This is a genomic window from Streptomyces subrutilus, assembly GCF_008704535.1.
In the GTDB taxonomy this organism is placed as follows: Bacteria; Actinomycetota; Actinomycetes; order Streptomycetales; family Streptomycetaceae; genus Streptomyces; species Streptomyces subrutilus.
Genome location: NZ_CP023701.1, coordinates 4,584,593 through 4,603,826, shown reverse-complemented (window position 1 = coordinate 4,603,826; position 19,234 = coordinate 4,584,593). Strand labels below are relative to the sequence as shown.

The window sequence follows — 19,234 nt, the reverse complement described above, 5'->3', positions numbered from 1 at the left end:
GGCCGGACCGGGCGTGGCGGTCAGATCAGGCCGATGTCGTTGCGGTACATCCGGGGTGCGCGGCGCGGCGGGGTGCGGCCCGCCAGGAGGACGAGGCGGGCGGCCCGGTGGCGCTGGCCCGCGTACGGGGCGAGGAGCTCCAGCATGGCGGCGTCGTCGGCGTCCCGGTCGCCCGCGAGGGCGTAGCCGATGATGCCGGGCAGGTGCAGGTCGCCGGTGGTGACGGCGTCGGGGTGGCCGTTGCTGCGCTGGAGGGTCTCGGCCGAGGTCCAGGGGCCGATGCCGGGTACGGCCTCCAGCCGGGCGGCCGCCTCGGGCAGCTCCATGGCGGCGGCCTCCTCCATGCGGGCGGCCACCCGCGCGGCCCGGATGATCGTGGCGGAGCGCTTGGCGTCGACGCCGGCCCGGTGCCAGTCCCAGGAGGGGATCAGCGTCCAGGTCCGGGCGTCGGGCATGACGCGCAGCCGCGGTTCGGCGGGGCCGGGGGCCGGCTCGCCGTACCGGCTCACGAGGCGGCGCCAGGCGCGGTAGGCCTCGTCGGAGGTGACCTTCTGTTCCAGCACGGTCGGGATCAGGGACTCCAGCACCAGCCCGGTGCGGGTGAGGCGCAGGCCCGGGCGGCGGCGGTGGCTGGTGTGCAGGAGGCGGTGGCGGGGCACGAACGCGGCCGGGTCGTCGCCCGCGCCGAGCAGGGCGGGCAGCGCGTCGAGCATCCAGTCCGCGCCCGGGCCCCAGGCCTCGGCGCACGCGGCGTCGGCGGTCATCACGACCCGGAGGGTGGCGGGGCCGTGGGGGGTGCGGCTGGCCCGCCAGACGGAGCCGTCGGGGGTGGTGCGGAAGGTCGGGTCGCCGGGGCCGCGCCGCAGCGGGCCGAGGGTGAGCCCGAGGTCGACGGCCCCCTCGGGCACCCATCGCCGCCGCTTGGGCGCGGTGGTGCCGGCTGCCGGTCCGCTGGGTGCGGCCTCGACCGGCTCGGTGGCGGTGGACCCGGAGCCCGGTCCCGCCGGTTCCGCCGGTCCCGCGGGACGGCCCGGGGGCACGGTGGTGCGGCCGCCGCGTACGGCGGCGCGGCTGAGGGGGTCGAAGCGGCCGGCCATGCCTTCGAGCGTAGCCCTGCCGACGGCCGGCCCCGACCCGCGGTCGCCGCGCCGCCGGGCCCCGCGCGCGGGGCCCGGTCGGGCTACGGGCGGCCCTGGAGGCGGGCCGAGGTGGTGCGGGTGGTGGGGAGCTTGCCGTAGAGGAGCCGGCCGGGGCATTCCGTCGCGAAGCCGTCCCGGTGGCCGGAGATGACGTTCAGCCGCACGCCGCGGCCCTTGGCGTACAGGTTGCCGCCGCCCGACGTCAGGGTCGTCTTGCCTCGCGGGTCCGCCCCGAAGAGCCCGAGCTTCCAGGCGGTGAGGCGGGCCACCGCGTCGACCACCGCCGCCGGCGGGGAGGTGGAGGAGTAGGAGCCGATCACGGCGACGCCCATGCTGTCCGTGTTGAAGCCCATGGTGTGGGCGCCGAGGACCGCCTTGGAGACGCCGCCCGCGCGGCCCTCGTAGACCGTGCCGCACTTGTCGACGGCGAAGTTGTAGCCCAGGTCCCGCCAGCCGCTGCTGACGACGTGGTAGCGGTACAGGCTGCGCAGCACGGCCGGGGCGTCCTTGCAGGCGTAGTTGTTGCCGGAGGCGCTGTGGTGGACGAAGGCGGCCTTGACGGTCTTCGTGTAGACGAAGCCCTTCTCGCGCAGGCGCTCGTCCGCGCCCCACCCCTTGCGGGTGACGATGCGCGGGCGCGGGCCGATGTACGGCCGGGCGGCGGCGGTCAGTTCGCCGTCGCTGGCGTAGACGGCGTCGGCGGTGGAGTCGGCCTTGTCGAGGGCGGAGATCTCGCTCGCGCCGAGGGAGGCGTGGGGCAGGTTGGCGGCCGAGGACTCGGCCGCTTCCATGGACATGCCGGGCGCGGCCATCTCGCCCTTGTCGTCGCCGGGGGCGCCGTTCTTGCCGTCCGGGTCGGAGGCGGGCGCCTCCTCGCCCGGGTCGACGAGTTCGATCCGCAGTCCGGAGGGCAGCCGGGCCGGGGCGCGGGTGGCCGCGGCGCCCGGATCGGCCTGCACGCGGACCTCCACCCCGTCGGAGGCGCCGACCCACAGCGGGGCGGTGGCGCCGCGGACGCGGCCGGAGCCGCGTTCCGCCGCGTCCGGATCGGCCACGTGCTCGTCGTTGTGGGTCTCCACGTCCTGCCAGGGCGACCAGGCGCCCGTGGCGACGGCGCGGGTGCGGACCTGCACGCGGCCGTCGAGCCGCCGGGAGGCGTCGTCCCAGACGACGCCGACCAGCGAGAACGTGCTGACCTCGCGTGCGGCCAGGCCCTGCGTCTCGGGGAGCCGGGGCGAGGCGCTCATGCCGGGGACGCCGGGGGTCCGGTCGGCCGCCGGGCCCAGGGGGGCGAGCGGCAGCGACCGGGTGGAGCCGGCGGGGGTGACGGGAGCGGCCGCGCCCGGGGACGCGAGGGCCATGGCGGGGGTGGGGAGCGCGAGGGGCAGTGCCAGTACGGCAGCCGTCGCGACGCCGATCGAGGAAGCAAGGTATCCACGCATGAACAGGATGGTGGGCACCCGTGGAGCCGGGCGCCATCCGAGAACTGACGCTCCGTCCGGACGCGCCCGGGATACCCCTCCCCCGTACGGGGGAGCCGCGGGCCGCCGTACGGGGGAGGGGCCCGCGTACCCTGTGCCGGGTGAACGCCACTGACCGCACCCCTGCCGACCTGCTGCGATCCGCGCTCGCCGCCGATCCGGGCCGCCCGCTCGTCACCTTCTACGACGACGCCACGGGCGAGCGCGTCGAATTGTCCGTCGCCACCTTCGCCAATTGGGTGGCCAAGACCGCCAACCTGCTCCAGGGCGACCTGGGCGCCGAACCGGGCGACCGGCTCGCGCTGCTGCTGCCCGCGCACTGGCAGAGCGCCGTGTGGCTGCTCGCCTGCTCCTCGGTCGGGGTGGTGGCCGCGGTGGACGGCGACCCCGGCGCGGCCGACCTCGTCGTCAGCGGGCCGGACGCGCTGGACCGCGCCCTGGCCTGCGGCGGCGAGCGCGTGGCGCTGGCGCTGCGGCCGTTGGGCGGCCGCTTCCCGCAGCCGCCGGCCGGCTTCGCGGACTACGCGGTGGAGGTGCCGGGGCAGGGGGACCGCTTCGCGCCCTTCGTCCCGGTCGACCCCGACGGGCCCGGGCTCGCCGTCGGCGGCGCGGAGCTCTCGTTCGCGCAGCTCGTCGAGCGCGCCCGCGCGGACGCGGCGGAGCGCGGGCTGGGGCCCGGCTCGCGGCTGCTGACCGGGCTCGGCTACGACACGTGGGAGGGGCTGTCGGCCGGGCTCTTCGCCCCGCTGGCCTCGGGCGGCTCCGTGGTGCTGTGCCGGAACCTGGCGGGGCTGTCGCCGGAGGCGCTGGCGCAGCGGGTCGAGAGCGAGCGCGTCACGCACAGCGCGTAGCGGGCCGCGGCGGTCCGGGCGGGTGCGGCCCGGCCCGCCGCGGACCGCCGCGGCCCGCGTTCGTCTGGGCCCGCGCGTCTCGGCCCGCGTTCGTCTCGGCCCGTTCGCCGCGGAACGGGCGATTTGTCACCCACACGGCCCTAGACAGGCCCCCGCCCCCGGGCCTCCCCCCGTCCCCGGGGGCAGGATCGGCAGTGGCCGCCGCACCCACCCGTACGGCCGGTCGTGACCGGAGCGGCGAGGGGACGGACGCCAGTGACCGACAGCGCAGGCATACCGGGCGGCGCCGGCGCGGCCGGAGGTGCCCCCAGGCCCCCGCGCAGCCGTCGGCGCCGCATGGTGCGCCGGGCCGGCCTCGGTGCGGCCCTGCTGGTCCTGCTGGGCTCCGGCGCCGGCTGGTGGGTCTACCACAAGCTCGACGGGAACATCACCGAGGACACCTCGGCCGCCGCCGAGCTGGAGCGCTACGAACGCGAGCGCCCGGCGCACGGGGCCGACGGCGCCCAGAACATCCTGCTGATCGGCTCGGACTCGCGCTCCGGGCGCGAGAACGCCCCGTACGGGCGGGACAAGGGCACCCAGCGCTCGGACACCGCGATCCTGCTGCACCTGCCCGCCGACCGGAAGAGCGCGACGGCGGTGTCGATCCCCCGGGACCTGATGGCGCGGATCCCCGCCTGCCTCAAGCCGGACGGGACGCGCACCGTGGCGCAGTACGCGCAGTTCAACTGGGCGTACGAGTGGGGCGGGGCCGCCTGCACGATCCGTACGGTGGAGAAGCTGACCGACATCCGCGTCGACCACCACATGGTCGTGGACTTCGGCGGCTTCAAGCGGATGGTCGACGCGGTCGGCGGCGTGGAGGTCTGCCTCAAGCAGCCGGTGGACGACACGGAGGCCAAGCTCAAGCTGCCGGCCGGCCGGCAGACGCTGGGCGGCGAACAGGCGCTCGGCTTCGTCCGCGCCCGCTACAGCCTGGGCAACGGCAGCGACACCGAACGGATGGAGCGGCAGCAGCAGTTCCTCGGCTCGCTCGTCAAGAAGGTGCAGAGCAACGGGGTGCTGCTGAACCCGGCGCGGCTCTACCCGCTGCTCGACGCGGCGACCTCCTCGGTGACGACCGACCCGGGGCTGGCCTCGCTGCGCGGGCTGTACGAACTCGTGCGGGGCGTACGGGACATCCCCACCGACCAGGTCAAGTTCCTCACGGTTCCGCGCCGCCCGTACCCCGCCAACCCGAACCGGGACGAGCTGGTGGAGCCGGCCGCGGAGCGATTGTTCGAGCAGCTCAGGACGGACGAGCCGGTCACGGTGACCCCGCCGAGGCCCGAGACGGACTCCGCGGCGGACTCCGGGTCCGGCTCCGCCTCCCCCGACGGGGGCGGGGCCGCCGAGGACTCCGCGGGAACCGGAACGACCCCCGCGCCCGTCCCCACCTTCACCGGGACCACCGCGGGACCGGCCGATTGCCGGTAAAGCAATCCCAAAAGCCGGTGACCGAACCGCGCGCGTTGGGCGGTTCGCCCCGTTATCAGGGAAGTGGAATTTGTCACCAGCATGGTTTGCAGCCGAACCTGACGGATAAGGTGAGCGATCCGGTGCTCCGGCCGACCAAGAGGCCACGCACCAGCCGGATCGTTGACCGTGCGCCTGGGGGAGGCGCGTCGCGAGGCACCGACGGAGGATTCGAGCAACCGTGGATGCGCAAAGCCGTGGGCGGGCCGAGGAAATCGACCCCGCCGACCAGTGGGTGATCAACCCCCGCACCGGCCACTACGAACTGCGACTGGGCGACTCCACCGCGCAGCAGAAACAGCAGCGGGCCTCCGTCTCGGCCCCCCGCAGATCCACCCCGGCGGCCCCCACCGCCCCCTCGCCCGCGGTGCCCAAGCCGCGGCGCGGCGACGGGCCGCCCGGGCGGCGGCCGGGGCGCTCCCGCAAGGGCGGGGGCGCGGGCGGGGGCCGGCGCAAGAAGGCGCTGATGATCACCGGGGGGTCGCTCGCGTTCCTGCTGGTCGCCGGCTCGGTGGGGGCGTACCTCTACTACGAGCACCTGAACGGCAACCTCACCGTCACGGACACCACGGGCGCGGGCACCGGCGGGTTCAAGAAGGACCAGGCCATCAACATTCTGGTCATCGGCACCGACAAGCGCAGCGGCGCCGGCAACGAGGGCTACGGGGACGCGGAGAGCGTCGGCCACGCCGACACCACGATCCTCTTCCACGTCGCCAAGGACCGCAGCAACGCCACCGCGCTGTCCATCCCGCGCGACCTCATCACCGACATCCCCTCCTGCCCGACGAAGCAGCCGGACGGTACGACCAAGGACGTCCGGGGCACGAAGAACACCCGGTTCAACAACAGCCTCGGGCAGGAGGGCCGCGACGCGGGCTGCACGATGCGCACGGTCAAGGACCTCACCGGCATAGAGGTCGACAACTTCATGATGGTCGACTTCAACGCCGTGAAGAACCTCAGCACCGCCGTCGGCGGCGTGCCCGTCTGCCTCGACAAGGCGGTCGACGACAGGGACTCCAAGCTGAAGCTGTCCGCGGGCGAGCACCGGCTGGCGGGCGAGGAGGCCCTGGCCTTCGTGCGGACCCGGCACTCCTTCGGCAACGAGAGCGACCTGGACCGGATCAAGACCCAGCAGGCCTTCCTCAGCTCGATGATGCGCGAGATGAAGTCGAAGGAGACGCTGAGCAGTCCGAAGAAGTTCTTCTCGCTGGCGGAGGCGGCCACCAAGTCGCTCACGGTGGACCGCGGTCTGGGGTCGATCGACAAACTGACCGACCTCGCGACCGAGTTGAAGGACATCGACCTGAAGAACGTCACCTTCACCACCCTGCCGGTCCAGGACAACCCGGCGGAGAAGGTCAAGGCCACCGTCGTGCTCGACCGCGGGCGGGCCGATCCGCTGCTGCAGATGATCCGGGGGGACGTCTCGCTCACGGAGGTCGAGAAGAAGGAGAAGGCGGACCAGCAGGCCGCCGACGCCGAGGCGAAGGCCAAGCAGGACGCCCTGCTCCAGGGCACCCGCGCACCCGCGGCGGACGTACGGGTGGACGTCTACAACGGCGGCGGCCCCAAGGGCGCCGCGTCCACCACGCTGAACTGGCTGCAGAACAGCAAGGGCGTGACCAGGTCGAGCAACCTGGGCAACGCGCCCGCGAAGGTCGGCGCGACCCAGCTGGAGTTCGCGCCCAACCAGGCCGACCAGGCCCGGGCGCTCGCGGACATGCTGGGGCTGCCGGCCACCGCGCTGAAGGCGGGCACGACGGACGCGGCCGCCAGGACGCCCATGAAGCTGACCCTGGGGCCGGACTTCACCGGGCCGGGCACGCCGCCGGCGGCGCCGGCGCCGCAGGAGGTCCCGAAGGACCTGCAGCGGGTCGAGGCCGACAAGGCCGTCTGCGTCAAGTGACCGGGACCGGCCGGTAGGACCGGCACGCCGGCGGGACCGGCACCACAACGACACACAGGAATTTGAGGGGGGACGCGTGACGCACAGCAGCGTGCGGGGGGAGGGCTCGGCCGCATCAGCCGCCGGTGGCATATCCGGCGGCGACGGGGGTGCCTCCGGTACGGTGCCCCCTCCGCGGGGCGGCTCACGGCGGGGCGGCTCCCGACGGGGCGGCGGCCCGGCGAACCGGCGGGGGCGGCGGCGCGTGCTGCGCTGGGTGGCCTCCGTGCTGTCCCTGCTCATACTCGGGACGGGCGCGGCCGGTTACCTCTACTACCGCCACCTCAACGGCAGCATCCAGACGGACGCGCTCAACCTCGGCGAGACCAAGCTGGGCGGCTCCAAGCCCAACGCCTTCGGGCAGACCCCGCTGAACATCCTGATCATCGGCTCCGACGCGCGCAACGACGCGGCGAACCAGGCCCTCGGCGGCGCGACGGAGACCTTCGACGGACCGCCGCTCGCGGACGTGCAGATGCTGCTGCACCTGTCCGCCGACCGCAGCAACATGTCCGTGGTGTCGATGCCGCGCGACACGATGCTGATGATGCCCAAGTGCACCGAGGCGAACGGCACGGTGCACGAGGCCAGCAAAGGGCTCGTGCAGACCAACGAGTCGCTGAGCCGCGGCGGACCGGGCTGCACGGTCGCCGCCTGGACCGAACTGACCAAGATCCCCATCGACCACTTCATGATGATCGACTTCAAGGGCGTGGTCTCGATGGCCGACGCCATCGGCGGCGTCCCGGTCTGCGTCGAGCAGAACGTCCACTCCCGCACCCGGGACGGCAAGGGCTCCGGGCTGAAGCTGCCGGCGGGCACCACCAACATCCAGGGCGAGCAGGCCCTGCAGTGGCTGCGCACCCGCTACGGCTTCGAGGACGGCACCGACATCGGGCGGACCCACGCCCAGCACCAGTACATGAACTCGATGGCCCGGGAGTTCCGCAAGAACGCCAAGCTCACCAACCCGGTGAAGCTCAACAGCCTGGCGCAGGCGGCCATCGAGGCCATGGTGGTGGACCCCGGCCTGAACAAGATCGACAAGCTGTTCGACCTCAGCATGGAGCTGAAGAAGGTCCCGCCGGGCCGGATCACCATGACCACGATGCCGTGGATCTACAGCACGCGGCCCGGTCTGGACGGGCGGGTCGAGCCCAAGGCGGGTGAGGCCGAGGACCTGTTCCGGATGGTCCGCGAGGACATCGCGCTCGACGGCCAGGGCTCCGGCACCCCGGCGTCCGCAGGCTCCTCGCCGGCGCCGTCGGCCTCCGCGCCGGGCACGGCGGGCACCGCGCAGAGCGCCCCGCCGGCCGCCACGGCCGCCGCGCCCGCGAAGATCGCGGTCTCCGTCCGCAACGCCACCGGCGGCAAGGACGGCGCCCAGGCGAAGGCCAAGGGCCGGGCCACCGAGGTCGCCACGCTGCTGGCCGGCAAGGGCTTCACCAAGGCCGTCGCCGACACCCAGACCGGCGCGGAGGACACCACGGTGGTCCGCTTCGCGACGGACCGGCAGGCGGCCGACGCGGCCGCCCTGGCCACCGCGCTGGGGCTGCCCGCCTCCTCGGTCGAGAAGTCCGGCGAGGTCCCCGGCATCGTCCTGTACGTGGGCAAGGACTGGCGCACCGGTGACGCGCCGCCCGCGCCGGCGCCCGCGCCGACCAAGGCGCCGGACTCCGCGCACCCGCTCAACGGCGACAACGACAAGGCGTGCATGGCGATCCAGCCGGGCTTCACCTGGTAGCGGCGGCGCGTACGCGCGAAGGGGCCCGGCGGCGGGTGCGTGGGAACGCGTCCGCGGCCGGGCCCCTTCGTGCGTGTGGTGTGTGTGGTGCGTGTGGTGCGCCGGTGGCCGGTGGTCCCGGTGCGGCGCCAGAACTTCGAGGTGCCAGACCCGCGAGGTGTCAGACCCGCGAGGTGTCAGGCCCGCGAGGTGTCAGACCTGCGAGGTGTCGCGGCGCACCGCGGGGCGGCGGGAGGCGATCACCCGCTTCGCGAGGGCGCGCGGGCTGGTCAGGAAGCCGAACCCCCAGCAGACGTGCATGGTGGCCAGTGCCACCGGGATCTGCGCCCGGGCCTTCAGCGGGAGGCCCCTGCCCGCGGGCACGGAACCCGCGGTGATCGCCGCGAGGTACCCGGCCGGGACCGCGAAGGCCCACGGGGTCAGCGCCGCGCCCGCGACCACGGCGGCCGTCAGGGCGCACACCAGCGTCGGGGGCGCGAGGTAGCGCAGGTTGATGGAGCCCGCGTGGTAGCGGGCCACCACGTGGCGCCACCGGCCGTAGTCCTTGTACTGCTTGGCCAGGGCCCGTACCGAGCGCCGGGGGCGGTACTGGACCTTCAGCTCGGGCGAGAACCAGATCAGGCCGCCGGCTTCGCGGATGCGGAAGTTCAGCTCCCAGTCCTGGGCGCGGATGAACTCCACGTTGTAGCCGCCCTGCTGCTCCAGGGCCTCGCGGCGGAACACGCCCAGGTAGACGGTCTCGGCGGGGCCGGCCCCGCCCCCGGTGTGGAAGGGCGCGTTGCCGACGCCGATCCGGGAGGTCATGGCGGCGGCGACCGCCTCCTCCCACGCGTTCTCGCCCTCGGCGTGCATGATGCCGCCGACGTTCTGCGCACCGGTCTCGTCCAGGAGCCGGACGGCGGTGGCGATGTAGTTCGGCGAGAGCATGCCGTGGCCGTCGACGCGCACCACGATGGGGTGGCGGGAGGCCTTGATGGCCGCGTTGAGCGCGGCCGGGGTGCGGCCGGTGGGGTTCGCGACGGTGTGGACGCGGGGGTCCTCGCGGACGAGCTCGGCGGCGATCTCGTCGGTGCGGTCCGAGGACGGCCCGAGTGCGATCACCACCTCCATCTCGCCCGCGTACTCCTGTTCCAGGATGTGGCGGACGGAGTCGCGGAGGTAGTGCTCCTCGTTGAGCACCGGCATGATCACCGAGACTGCGGGCTGCTGGGCGGGCATGTGGTCCTTCAAGGTCGGGTATCGGTGTCACGTTACCGCGTACGGGGGAACCGGGTGCGCGCCGAACGAGCGGTACGGACAGATGCTGATCGTATGGGCCTACTGTTCCGACGGATCAGACGCGTACCGAGCGTTCCCTGCTGTTCCCGCGGAGGTGTCCCCCGTGCCCCAGCCGCACCGCCCCACCCGTCCCGCCAGGCCACCGCAGCCACAGCCGCAGCGCGCCCGGCGCGGAGCCGGCGGCAGAGGTGGGGGCGGGAGACGCGGCGGCGCAGGCGGCGGGGGTCCGGTCCGGGGCCGCGGGGACCGGCCGCGCTGGGGGGTGCGGCTCGCGGCCGGCCTCTCGGTCGTGGTGCTGGGCTGCGGGGCCGTCGGGCACGCCGTGATGACGGGCCTGGACACCGGCATCGAGCGGGTGGACCCGTTCAAGGACATGAAGAACCGCCCCCAGGCCGGGCACGGGGTGAACTTCCTGCTCGTCGGCACCGACGGCCGCGACAAGATCACCCCGGAGGAGAAGCGCGCGTACCGGCTCGGCGGCGCGCCCTGCCACTGCACCGACACGATCATGCTGGTGCACCTGTCGGCGGACCGGGAGCGGGCGAGCGTGATCAGCCTGCCCCGGGACAGCTTCGCCGAGGTCCCGGCCCATCGGGACCTGGTCACGGGCAAGGACCACAACGCCCACCCGGTCAAGCTCAACGCGGCGTACGCGGAGGGCGGACCGCAGCTGACCGTGCGGACCGTCGAGAACATGACCCGCGTGAAGATCGACCACTACCTGGAGGTCGACTTCACCAGCTTCATGCGGACCGTGGACGCGGTGGGCGGCGTCGAGATCTGCACCGCCAAGACCATGCGCGACCCCAACACCGGCCTCGACCTGCTGCCCGGCACCCACCGCCTCACCGGCGGACAGGCCCTGCAGTACGTGCGCTCGCGCCATGTCGACGGTGCCTCCGACCTCGGGCGGATGCAACGCCAGCAGCGGTTCGTCGCCGCGCTGATCAAGCAGGCGACCGGGGGCGGCGTGCTGCTGAACCCGGTGAAGTTCAAGCAGCTCAGCTCCACCCTGCTCGGCTCGGTACGGGCCGACACCGGCTTCGGTTCGGAGCAGATGCTGGCGCTCGGGCAGGCCATGCGCGGTTTCACCCCGTCCTCGTCGGAGTTCGCGTCGGTGCCGATCGGCAACCCCTCGTACCCGGTCAAGGGCATCGGCTCCACGGTGAAGTGGGACGAACCGAAGGCCGCCAAGCTGTTCGAGGCGGTGCGCAACGACCGGCCGCTGGCGCCGGCCCCGGCCGCGACCTCGGCCACGGCCACGGCCTCGGCGGGCCGCGGCCGGCCCGCGTCGGTGCCGGTGGACGTGCCCCCGCAGCAGATCCGGGTGCAGGTGGAGAACGGGACGCGGATCGACGGACTGGGCGGGCGGGTGGACGAGGCCCTGCGGGCGACCGGCTTCGACACCACGCGCACGCCGGGCACCGGCTCCAGCCGCGAGGTCAAGCGCACGGTGATCACGTACGACCCGCGCTGGGACCGCTCCGCTCGTACGGTCTCCGCCGCCCTGCCCGGCAGCGAACTGCGGGCGGTCGCGGGCCAGGGCCGGACCGTGGTGGTGATCGCGGGCGCGGACTACCGCAAGGTGGTCCCGGTCCGGCCCGAGGACCCGTACCAGGGCGGCACGGCGGGCGCGGTCACCGGCGACCAGGTGGTCTGCGCCACGTAGTCGGGCGGGCCGGTGGGGCCGGTCGGGTGAACGGCGGCGGTGGCGGCGGGGCCGCGACCGCCGCCACCGCCGGGCCGGGCGGCGGTCGCGGCCCGGCGCGGCGCGGCGCGGTGCGGTGCGGTGCGGTGCGGTGGGCTAGTCGTCGAAGCCCTGGGCCGACCGCTCCTCGCGCAGCGCCATGATCGCCTGGCGGCGGGCGAGGCGGTGGGTGCGGCGGATCTGCGCCTCCTGGTAGCGCCGCTCGTCCCGCTCGGTCTCCGGGAGCACGGGCGGGACGGTACGGGGCTTGCCGTCGGCGTCGACCGCGGCGAAGACGAGGTAGGCGCTGCCGACCTGGGTGGCGGGGGTGGACTCGTTCCACCGCTCGGCCAGGACCCGTACGCCGATCTCCATGGAGGACCGGCCGGTCCAGTTGCACTGGGCCTTCACGTGGACCAGGTCGCCGACGCGCACGGGCGCCAGGAACGCCATCTCGTCCATGGAGGCGGTGACCGCCGGACCGCCCGAGTGGCGGCCGGCCACGGCGCCGGCCGCGTCGTCCACCAGTTTCATGATCACGCCGCCGTGGACGGTGCCGAGGAGGTTGGTGTCGTTGGCGGTCATGATGTGGCTGAGGGTGGTGCGGGAGGCCGAGGTCGGCTTGCCCGGCGGCTCGGCCGGTATCTCTGTCATACGGACACCTTAGATGCGTACCGGAGGCATCAGCTCTGCAACAGCACCGGTACGGATGCTCCCCCGGGCTGTCGGACGACACGCCCGGGCAGGCATCCTAGGGCGCATGAATGACTGGCCAGCAGGGTGGAACGGCGACCGCGACGACCGCGGCCGCCGGGACGACGGGTACGGGCACGGCAGCGCGCAGGCGCAGCCCGAGGGCGCGCAGCGGATGCGGCACGTCCAGCGGCAGCAGCCCCCGCGCCCGGCGGTTCCGCCGCCCGCCCGGCGCCCCGGCACCCCGCCCCCCGCACCGGGCGTGCCCCCGCGGCAGGCGCAGGGCGGCCACGACGCGTACGGCGGCTACGACAGCGGCTACAACACCGGCCAGGTCTACGGTGCGCCGGCCGGACCGGGCGGGCCCGCGGGTCCCGGCGGGCCGGTGCGGCCGCCGGCCGGGCCGGGCCGTCCGGGGCGGGCGCCCGGGCCGGCGCCGGACTGGCGCAGACGGATCAAGGTCGGCTCGATCGTGCTGGTCTCGGCGCTGCTGGTGACCACGGTCGCCACCTACTTCTGGGCCGACTCCAAGGTGCGCCGGGAGGTGGACCTCTCCAAGGTGATCGAGCGCCCGAAGGAGGGCGACTGCACGACGTACCTGATCGTGGGCTCCGACAGCCGCGAGGGCATGTCCGCCGAGGAGAAGAAGAAGCTGCACACCGGCTCGGCCGAGGGCAAGCGGACCGACTCCATGATGATCCTGGCGAAGTGTTCCAGCGGGAACACGATGATCTCGCTGCCGCGCGACTCGGACGTGGAGATCCCGTCCTTCGTGGGATCGCAGTCGGGCAAGAAGTTCCCCGGGCAGGGCCGCCGGGTCAAGCTGAACGCGGCGTACGCGGAGGACGGGCCCGAGCTGCTGGTGCGGACGGTCGAGTTCAACACGGGTCTGCGGATCGACCACTACGCCGAGATCGGCTTCGCCGGGTTCGCGAACATCGTGGACGCGCTGGGCGGGGTCGAGCTCGACATCGACAAGGGCTTCAAGGACGAGAAGTCGGGCGCCGACTTCCAGGCCGGGAAGCAGACGCTCAACGGCGAGCAGTCGCTGGCCTTCGTACGGACCCGCTACGCCTTCGCCGAGTCGGACCTCCAGCGGACGAAGAACCAGCAGAAGTTCCTGTCGGCACTGGCCTCCCAGGCGGCGACGCCGTCCACGGTGCTCAATCCGTTCTCCCTGTACCCGATGCTGGGGGCGGGGCTGGACACGCTCATCGTGGACAAGGACATGGGGCTGTGGGACATGGGCCAGATGTTCTTCGCGATGAAGGGCGTCAACGGCGGTGACGGCGTCTCGATGAACATGCCGATCTCCGGGCAGCGCGGCGGGAACCTGGTCTGGGACAAGGCGAAGGTGCAGCAGCTGGTGAAGCAGATCCAGAACGACGAGAAGGTCACCGTCCGCGGTCAGTGACGGGGCGGGGTGCGGTGCGCGGCCGGATGGGGTGCCCACCCGGCCGCGGCGTCGTCGCGGGGGTCCGACCGGACGAGTCCGAACGGGCTTGCGCTCGGGATCGGGATCGGGAACGGGATCGGGAACGGGATCACGCTCGGGATCGCGCTCACAGGGGTCGGACCGGGTGCCGGTCCGGGTGCCGGTCCGGGTGCCGGATCGGGTGCCGGTCCGGGTGCCGGATCGGGTGCCGGATCGGGTGCCGGATCGGGTGCCGATCCGGGTGCCGGTCCGGGTGCCGGATCAGGAGTCCGAGGAGAAGCGGATCGCGGCGTCGGGCAGCCGGGCGCCGCACCAGACGCGGGCGCCGCCGCGCAGTTCGTTGTCGGCGCCGACCGCGGCCGCGTCGCCGATGACGGCGCGGTCCAGGACGGTGCGCGGGCCGACGGAGGCGCCGGCACCGATCAGGCTGGCGTTGACCTGGGCGTCCTGGCCGATCACCGCGTCGGCCAGCACGATGGAGCCCTGGACGCTCGCCCCGGCCCCGATGCGGGCTCCGGCGCCCACGACCGTGCCGCCGGACAGCTTGGCTCCGGCGGCGACCTCGGCGCCGGGCAGCACCAGGTACTCGCCGCACCGGCCGGGGACGGCCGGGGAGGGGACCACGCCGCGGACGAGGTCGGCGGAGGCCTGGACGATGGCGTCCGGCCGGCCGAGGTCCATCCAGTAGGTGTTCTCGGTGACGCCGTGCAGCCTGGCTCCGGAGGCGAGCAGACCGGGGAAGGTCTCGCGCTCGACGGAGACGGGGCGGCCCTCGGGGATGGAGTCGATCACGCTGCGGCGGAAGACGTAGCAGCCGGCGTTGATCTGGTCGGTGATGATCTCTTCGGGGGTCTGCGGCTTCTCGGTGAAGGCGAGCACCCGCCCCGAGGGGTCGGTGGGGACCAGGCCGAAGGCGCGCGGGTCCTCGACCTGCACCAGGTGCAGGGAGACGTCGGCGTCGGCCCGCTCGTGGGAGGCGACGAGTCCGGCGATGTCGAGGCCGGTGAGGATGTCGCCGTTGAAGACGAGGACCGCGGAGTCCGGGCCGCCGGTGAGGCGGCGCGCGGCGTTGCGGATGGCTCCGCCGGTGCCCAGGGGCTCGTCCTCGACCACGTACTCCAGGCTGATGCCGAAGGCGGAGCCGTCGCCGAAGTAGGGCTCGAAGACCTCGGCGAGGTAGCAGGTGGCCATCACCACGTGCGTGACGCCGGCGGCGGCGGCCCTGGCTATCTGGTGGGCGAGGAACGGGACGCCGGCCGTGGGGACCATCGGCTTGGGCGTGTTGACCGTCACGGGACGCAACCGCGTCCCTTGTCCGCCGACCAGCAGGATCGCTTCCGTCATTGCGTTCTCCCCAACCGATTCCGGCGTACGAAGGTCCAAATTTAGCCCATCCGGGGACCACCCCCGGGCCGTGCCCGACCAGGACCCGAACCGGCACCGAGGACGCACCGCGGGCCACCCCCGGAGCCCCTTCCCGGCGCAGACGGCCCGGGGCCGGCGAGCGGAACCAACCCCCGCGGAAGGCCCCCGGCATCGCGCGGACGCCAGGGGCCTTGAGCTGCGCAAACCCTGTTACGGCAGGTTCCTCGCCATGACGATGCGCTGGACCTGGTTCGTGCCTTCGTAGATCTGGGTGATCTTGGCGTCGCGCATCATGCGCTCGACCGGGTAGTCGCGGGTGTAGCCGTAGCCGCCGAGGAGCTGGACCGCGTCCGTGGTGACCTCCATGGCGACGTCGGAGGCGAAGCACTTGGCCGCGGCGCCGAAGAAGGTGAGGTCCTCGTGGGCGCCGCCGGCGGAGACGCGCTCCGAGCGGGCCGCCGCCGCGTAGGTCAGCTGGCGGGCCGCCTCGATCTTCATGGCCATGTCGGCCAGCATGAACTGCACGCCCTGGAAGTCGCCGATCGGCTTGCCGAACTGCTTGCGCTCCTGGACGTAGCCCTTGGCGTAGTCCAGTGCGCCCTGGGCGATGCCGAGCGCCTGGGCCGCGATGGTGATGCGGGTGTGGTCCAGGGTCTTCATCGCGGTCGCGAAGCCGGTGCCCTCGGCGCCGATCATGCGGTCGGCGGGGATGCGGACGTTGTCGAGGTAGACCTCGCGCGTCGGGGAGCCCTTGATGCCGAGCTTCTTCTCCGGGGCACCGAAGGAGACGCCCTCGTCGCCCTTCTCCACGACGAAGGCGCTGATGCCCTTCGAGCGCTTCTCCGGGTCGGTGACGGCCATGACCGTGTAGTACTCGGAGACGCCCGCGTTGGTGATCCAGCGCTTGACGCCGTCGAGCACCCAGAAGTCCCCGTCGCGCACGGCGCGGGTCTTCATGCCGGCGGCGTCGGAGCCCGCGTCCGGCTCGGAGAGCGCGTACGAGAACATCGCGTCGCCCTTGGCGAGGGGGCCGAGGTACTTGGCCTTGAGCTCCTCGGAGCCGGAGAGGACGACGGGCAGGGAGCCGAGCTTGTTCACGGCCGGGATCAGGGAGGAGGAGGCGCAGACGCGGGCCACCTCCTCGATCACGATGACCGTGGCGAGGGCGTCGGCGCCCGCGCCGCCGTAGGTCTCCGGCACGTGGACGGCGTGCAGGTCGCTGGCGACCAAGGCGTCGAGGGCCTCCTGCGGGAAACGGGACTCCTCGTCGACCGCGGCGGCGAACGGCAGGATCTTCGCCTCGGCGAGCGAGCGGACCGACTCGCGGAGCATGTCGTGCTCCTCGGCCGGGCGGTACAGGTCGAAGTCGGCAGAACCCGCCAAGATCTCTCACTCCCCAGGGTGATGCGTGATGCTAACTACCGTTAAGTAACCCGAAGCTTAGTGTCCGGGCTCCCGACAGCGGTACGTGCCGCGTACGTGAGCTGCGTGACAGCGGTGCCCGCCGGAGAGCGTCCCCCCGGAGCAGCCCGACTATGCTCAGTGGCCGCAAACGGCCCGCACCCCCTGGAGCACGCATGGCCCCCCTCAGGATCACTGTGATCGGCACCGGATACCTCGGCGCGACGCACGCCGCGGCCATGGCCGAACTGGGCTTCGAGGTGCTGGGGCTGGACGTGGTCCCCGAGAAGATCGAGATGCTGGCGGCCGGCCGGGTGCCGATGTACGAGCCCGGGCTGGAGGAGCTGCTCTCGGCGCACGTGGCCGGGCTGCCCGGGTCCACGGGGCGGCTGCGGTTCACCACCTCCTGGGCGGAGGTCGGGGAGTTCGGCGACGTCCACTTCGTGTGCGTGAACACCCCGCAGAAGCACGGCGAGTACGCCTGCGACATGTCGTACGTCGACTCCGCGATGGCCTCGCTCGCCCCGCACCTGACCCGGCCGGTGCTGGTCGTGGGCAAGTCCACCGTGCCGGTGGGCTCGGCCGAGCGGCTGGCGGCGAAGCTCGCGGAGCTGGCCCCGGCGGGCGCGGACGTCGAGCTGGCCTGGAACCCGGAGTTCCTGCGGGAGGGCTTCGCGGTGCAGGACACCCTGCACCCGGACCGGATCGTGATCGGCGTCCGGGGCGAGCGGGCCGAGAAGGTGCTGCGGGAGGTGTACGAGACGCCCATGTCGGAGGGGACCCCGCTGGTGGTCACCGACTTCCCGACCGCCGAGCTGGTCAAGACGGCCGCGAACTCCTTCCTCGCCACCAAGATCTCCTTCATCAACGCGATGGCGGAGGTCTGCGAGGCCGCCGGCGGCGACGTGGTCAAGCTGGCGGAGGCCATCGGCTACGACGAGCGGATCGGCGCGAAGTTCCTGCGGGCCGGGATCGGCTTCGGCGGCGGCTGCCTGCCGAAGGACATCCGGGCGTTCATGGCGCGCGCCGGCGAGCTCGGCGCGGACCAGGCGCTGACCTTCCTGCGGGAGGTCGACTCCATCAACATGCGCCGGCGCGGCCACATGGTGGAGCTGGCCCGCGAGGCGGTCGGCGGCTCCTTCCTCGGCAAGCGGGTCGCCGTGCTGGGCGCCACCTTCAAGCCCGACTCGGACGACGTCCGCGACTCGCCCGCGCTGAACGTGGCCGGGCAGATACACCTCCAGGGCGGCCAGGTCACCGTCTACGACCCCAAGGGCATGGACAACGCGCGCCGGGTCTTCCCGACCCTCGGGTACGCGGACTCCGCGCTCGCGGCGGCGCGCGGCGCGGAGGTGGTCCTGCACCTGACCGAATGGCGCGAGTTCCGCGACCTCGACCCGGCGGAGCTGGGCGCGGTCGTCACCGACCGGCTGATCCTGGACGGCCGCAACGCCCTCGACCCGGGCGTGTGGCGCGCGGCGGGCTGGACCTACCGCGCGATGGGCCGCCCGCGCGCGTAGCCCCCGTGCGCCTCCCGCGGGCGCTGGTGCGCGCCCGCCCGGCCGGGCCGTCCCCCTAGCTCCCGCGGTGCTGGGCGGCGCGGGCGGTGAATTCGGCGTCCCGTACCACGCGTTGGGCGTTGCCCCAGGTCAGGAGGGCCAGGTCGGCTTCGGGCCAGCCCCGGTCGAGGAGTTCGGCGATGAGCAGCGGGTAGCCCGACGGGTCGGTCAGGCCGGGTGGGCGGGCGGTGTCCCGCTCGGTGCCGAAGGCGGCGCCGAGGCCGACGCAGTGCGGGCCCGCGACGGACCGTACGTGTTCCACGTGGTCCGCCACCGCCTGCAGCGAGTCGCCGGTGCGCGCGGTGTCGAAGGTGACCATGGCCAGCCCGTTCGCCTCCCGGAGCGCGAGCAGCACCTCGTCGGTGACGTTGCCCGGGTGGGGGTTGAGGGAGGCGGCCGCCGTGTTGGAGACCAGGACGGGGGCCTTGGAGGCGCCCGCGATGCGGCGGGCCGCCGCCGGCGAGCAGCCGTCGAGGTCGAGCAGGACCGCCAGCCGGTTGGCCTCCCGGACCACCTCGTGGCCGAAGTCGGTGAGGCCGTCGCGGGCCCAGCTCGCGCCCGCGGGTGCGAGGAGGCGGACGCCGAGCGCGTGGAAGGCGCGCAGCGGGCCCAGTCCGCCGTTCAGCGTGCGGCCGGGTACGGGTCCGAGGAAGGAGGCGATCCGGCCGCGGTTGCGGGCGTCGGCCATGTCGCCCGCGGTGCGGGCCAGCAGGAGGCCGTCGGGGTAGCGGCGCAGCAGCGCGAGGGCCGCGTCGATCTGCTCCAGGGTGTCGGAGAGCACCTGGTCGTCGGTGGCGCCGTCGCGCGGTCCGCCGGGCGGGACGAGCAGGGACCAGAACTGCGCCCCCACTCCCCCGGCGCGCAGCCGCGGGATGTCGGTGTCGACCCCCGCCTCGGGGGTCTCGATGTCGTGGTACGGACGCTGCCGCAGGGTCCAGACGAGCGCGTTGGACCCGTCCGCGACGGGGTGGACGGAGAGCAGCTCGACGGCCCGCTCCAGTGCTCCGGACTCCACCGCGGGGGCGGGGAGGTCCTCCGCGCCGATGCCCGCGTAGGGCGGATCGTCCTGCAGGTCGGCCATGGCGTGGGCTCCGGTCTCGGCGGCAGCAGGGAGAGGTGGAGAGGTGGAGCCACC

General features: G+C 73.6%; 14 protein-coding genes. 7 read left to right on the top strand and 7 right to left on the bottom strand.

The annotated features are described in order from the left end of the window. Positions 1–20: 20 nt before the first annotated feature. Positions 21–1,097: a DNA-3-methyladenine glycosylase family protein gene (locus tag CP968_RS20235; RefSeq protein WP_150519345.1), complete on the bottom strand. Its 1,077-nt coding sequence runs from the start codon at positions 1,095–1,097 to the stop codon at positions 21–23. A gap of 83 nt (positions 1,098–1,180) precedes the next feature. Next, positions 1,181–2,581: a peptidoglycan recognition protein family protein gene (locus CP968_RS20230; RefSeq protein WP_150519344.1), complete on the bottom strand. Its 1,401-nt coding sequence runs from the start codon at positions 2,579–2,581 to the stop codon at positions 1,181–1,183. Between the two features lie 140 nt (positions 2,582–2,721). On the opposite strand from CP968_RS20230, the gene CP968_RS20225 reads away from it, so the two are divergent. The 4 genes from CP968_RS20225 to CP968_RS20210 all read left to right on the top strand — a co-directional run bounded on the left by CP968_RS20225 (position 2,722) and on the right by CP968_RS20210 (position 8,681). Continuing rightward, positions 2,722–3,471 (top strand): TIGR03089 family protein, encoded by a 750-nt coding sequence (locus CP968_RS20225; protein WP_150519343.1) that lies wholly within the window; start codon positions 2,722–2,724, stop codon positions 3,469–3,471. A 255-nt stretch (positions 3,472–3,726) separates the two neighbouring features. After that, positions 3,727–4,947, top strand: coding sequence for an LCP family protein (locus CP968_RS20220; RefSeq protein ID WP_229885886.1), 1,221 nt, complete (start codon positions 3,727–3,729; stop codon positions 4,945–4,947). Between the two features lie 220 nt (positions 4,948–5,167). Beyond that, positions 5,168–6,898: an LCP family protein gene (locus tag CP968_RS20215; protein WP_150519342.1), complete on the top strand. Its 1,731-nt coding sequence runs from the start codon at positions 5,168–5,170 to the stop codon at positions 6,896–6,898. Positions 6,899–6,989: 91 nt separating this feature from the next. Then, positions 6,990–8,681 carry an LCP family protein gene (locus tag CP968_RS20210; protein WP_150522021.1) on the top strand — a complete coding sequence of 564 codons (1,692 nt, stop codon included), beginning with the start codon at positions 6,990–6,992 and terminating at the stop codon, positions 8,679–8,681. 192 nt (positions 8,682–8,873) lie between these two features. Here CP968_RS20210 and CP968_RS20205 read toward each other — a convergent pair whose 3' ends face one another. Further along, the gene (locus CP968_RS20205; RefSeq protein WP_150519341.1) at positions 8,874–9,899 is read right to left on the bottom strand and encodes a glycosyltransferase family 2 protein; all 1,026 of its coding nucleotides are present in this window, start codon (positions 9,897–9,899) and stop codon (positions 8,874–8,876) included. A 163-nt stretch (positions 9,900–10,062) separates the two neighbouring features. Here CP968_RS20205 and CP968_RS20200 point away from each other — a divergent pair, with 163 nt between their 5' ends. After that, entirely contained in the window at positions 10,063–11,628 is a 1,566-nt protein-coding gene (locus tag CP968_RS20200) for an LCP family protein (protein WP_444545992.1), read from the top strand. A 135-nt stretch (positions 11,629–11,763) separates the two neighbouring features. On the opposite strand, the gene CP968_RS20195 is transcribed toward CP968_RS20200, so the two are convergent. After that, positions 11,764–12,300 (bottom strand): acyl-CoA thioesterase, encoded by a 537-nt coding sequence (locus CP968_RS20195; RefSeq protein ID WP_150519339.1) that lies wholly within the window; start codon positions 12,298–12,300, stop codon positions 11,764–11,766. Positions 12,301–12,406: 106 nt separating this feature from the next. Here CP968_RS20195 and CP968_RS20190 point away from each other — a divergent pair, with 106 nt between their 5' ends. Next, the gene (locus CP968_RS20190; protein ID WP_150519338.1) at positions 12,407–13,753 is read left to right on the top strand and encodes an LCP family protein; all 1,347 of its coding nucleotides are present in this window, start codon (positions 12,407–12,409) and stop codon (positions 13,751–13,753) included. 282 nt (positions 13,754–14,035) lie between these two features. Here the strand turns inward: CP968_RS20190 and manB are convergent, their stop codons facing one another. Both manB and CP968_RS20180 read right to left on the bottom strand, forming a co-directional pair. Continuing rightward, positions 14,036–15,118: a mannose-1-phosphate guanylyltransferase gene (manB, locus tag CP968_RS20185; protein WP_150519337.1), complete on the bottom strand. Its 1,083-nt coding sequence runs from the start codon at positions 15,116–15,118 to the stop codon at positions 14,036–14,038. A 231-nt stretch (positions 15,119–15,349) separates the two neighbouring features. Continuing rightward, positions 15,350–16,522: an acyl-CoA dehydrogenase family protein gene (locus CP968_RS20180; RefSeq protein WP_150519336.1), complete on the bottom strand. Its 1,173-nt coding sequence runs from the start codon at positions 16,520–16,522 to the stop codon at positions 15,350–15,352. A gap of 194 nt (positions 16,523–16,716) precedes the next feature. On the opposite strand from CP968_RS20180, the gene CP968_RS20175 reads away from it, so the two are divergent. Further along, on the top strand, positions 16,717–18,060 hold the full coding sequence (locus tag CP968_RS20175; RefSeq protein ID WP_150519335.1) for a UDP-glucose dehydrogenase family protein: 1,344 nt from the start codon (positions 16,717–16,719) through the stop codon (positions 18,058–18,060). A 55-nt stretch (positions 18,061–18,115) separates the two neighbouring features. Here CP968_RS20175 and CP968_RS20170 read toward each other — a convergent pair whose 3' ends face one another. Further along, on the bottom strand, positions 18,116–19,180 hold the full coding sequence (locus tag CP968_RS20170) for a membrane dipeptidase (RefSeq protein WP_150519334.1): 1,065 nt from the start codon (positions 19,178–19,180) through the stop codon (positions 18,116–18,118). Positions 19,181–19,234 lie beyond the last annotated feature (54 nt).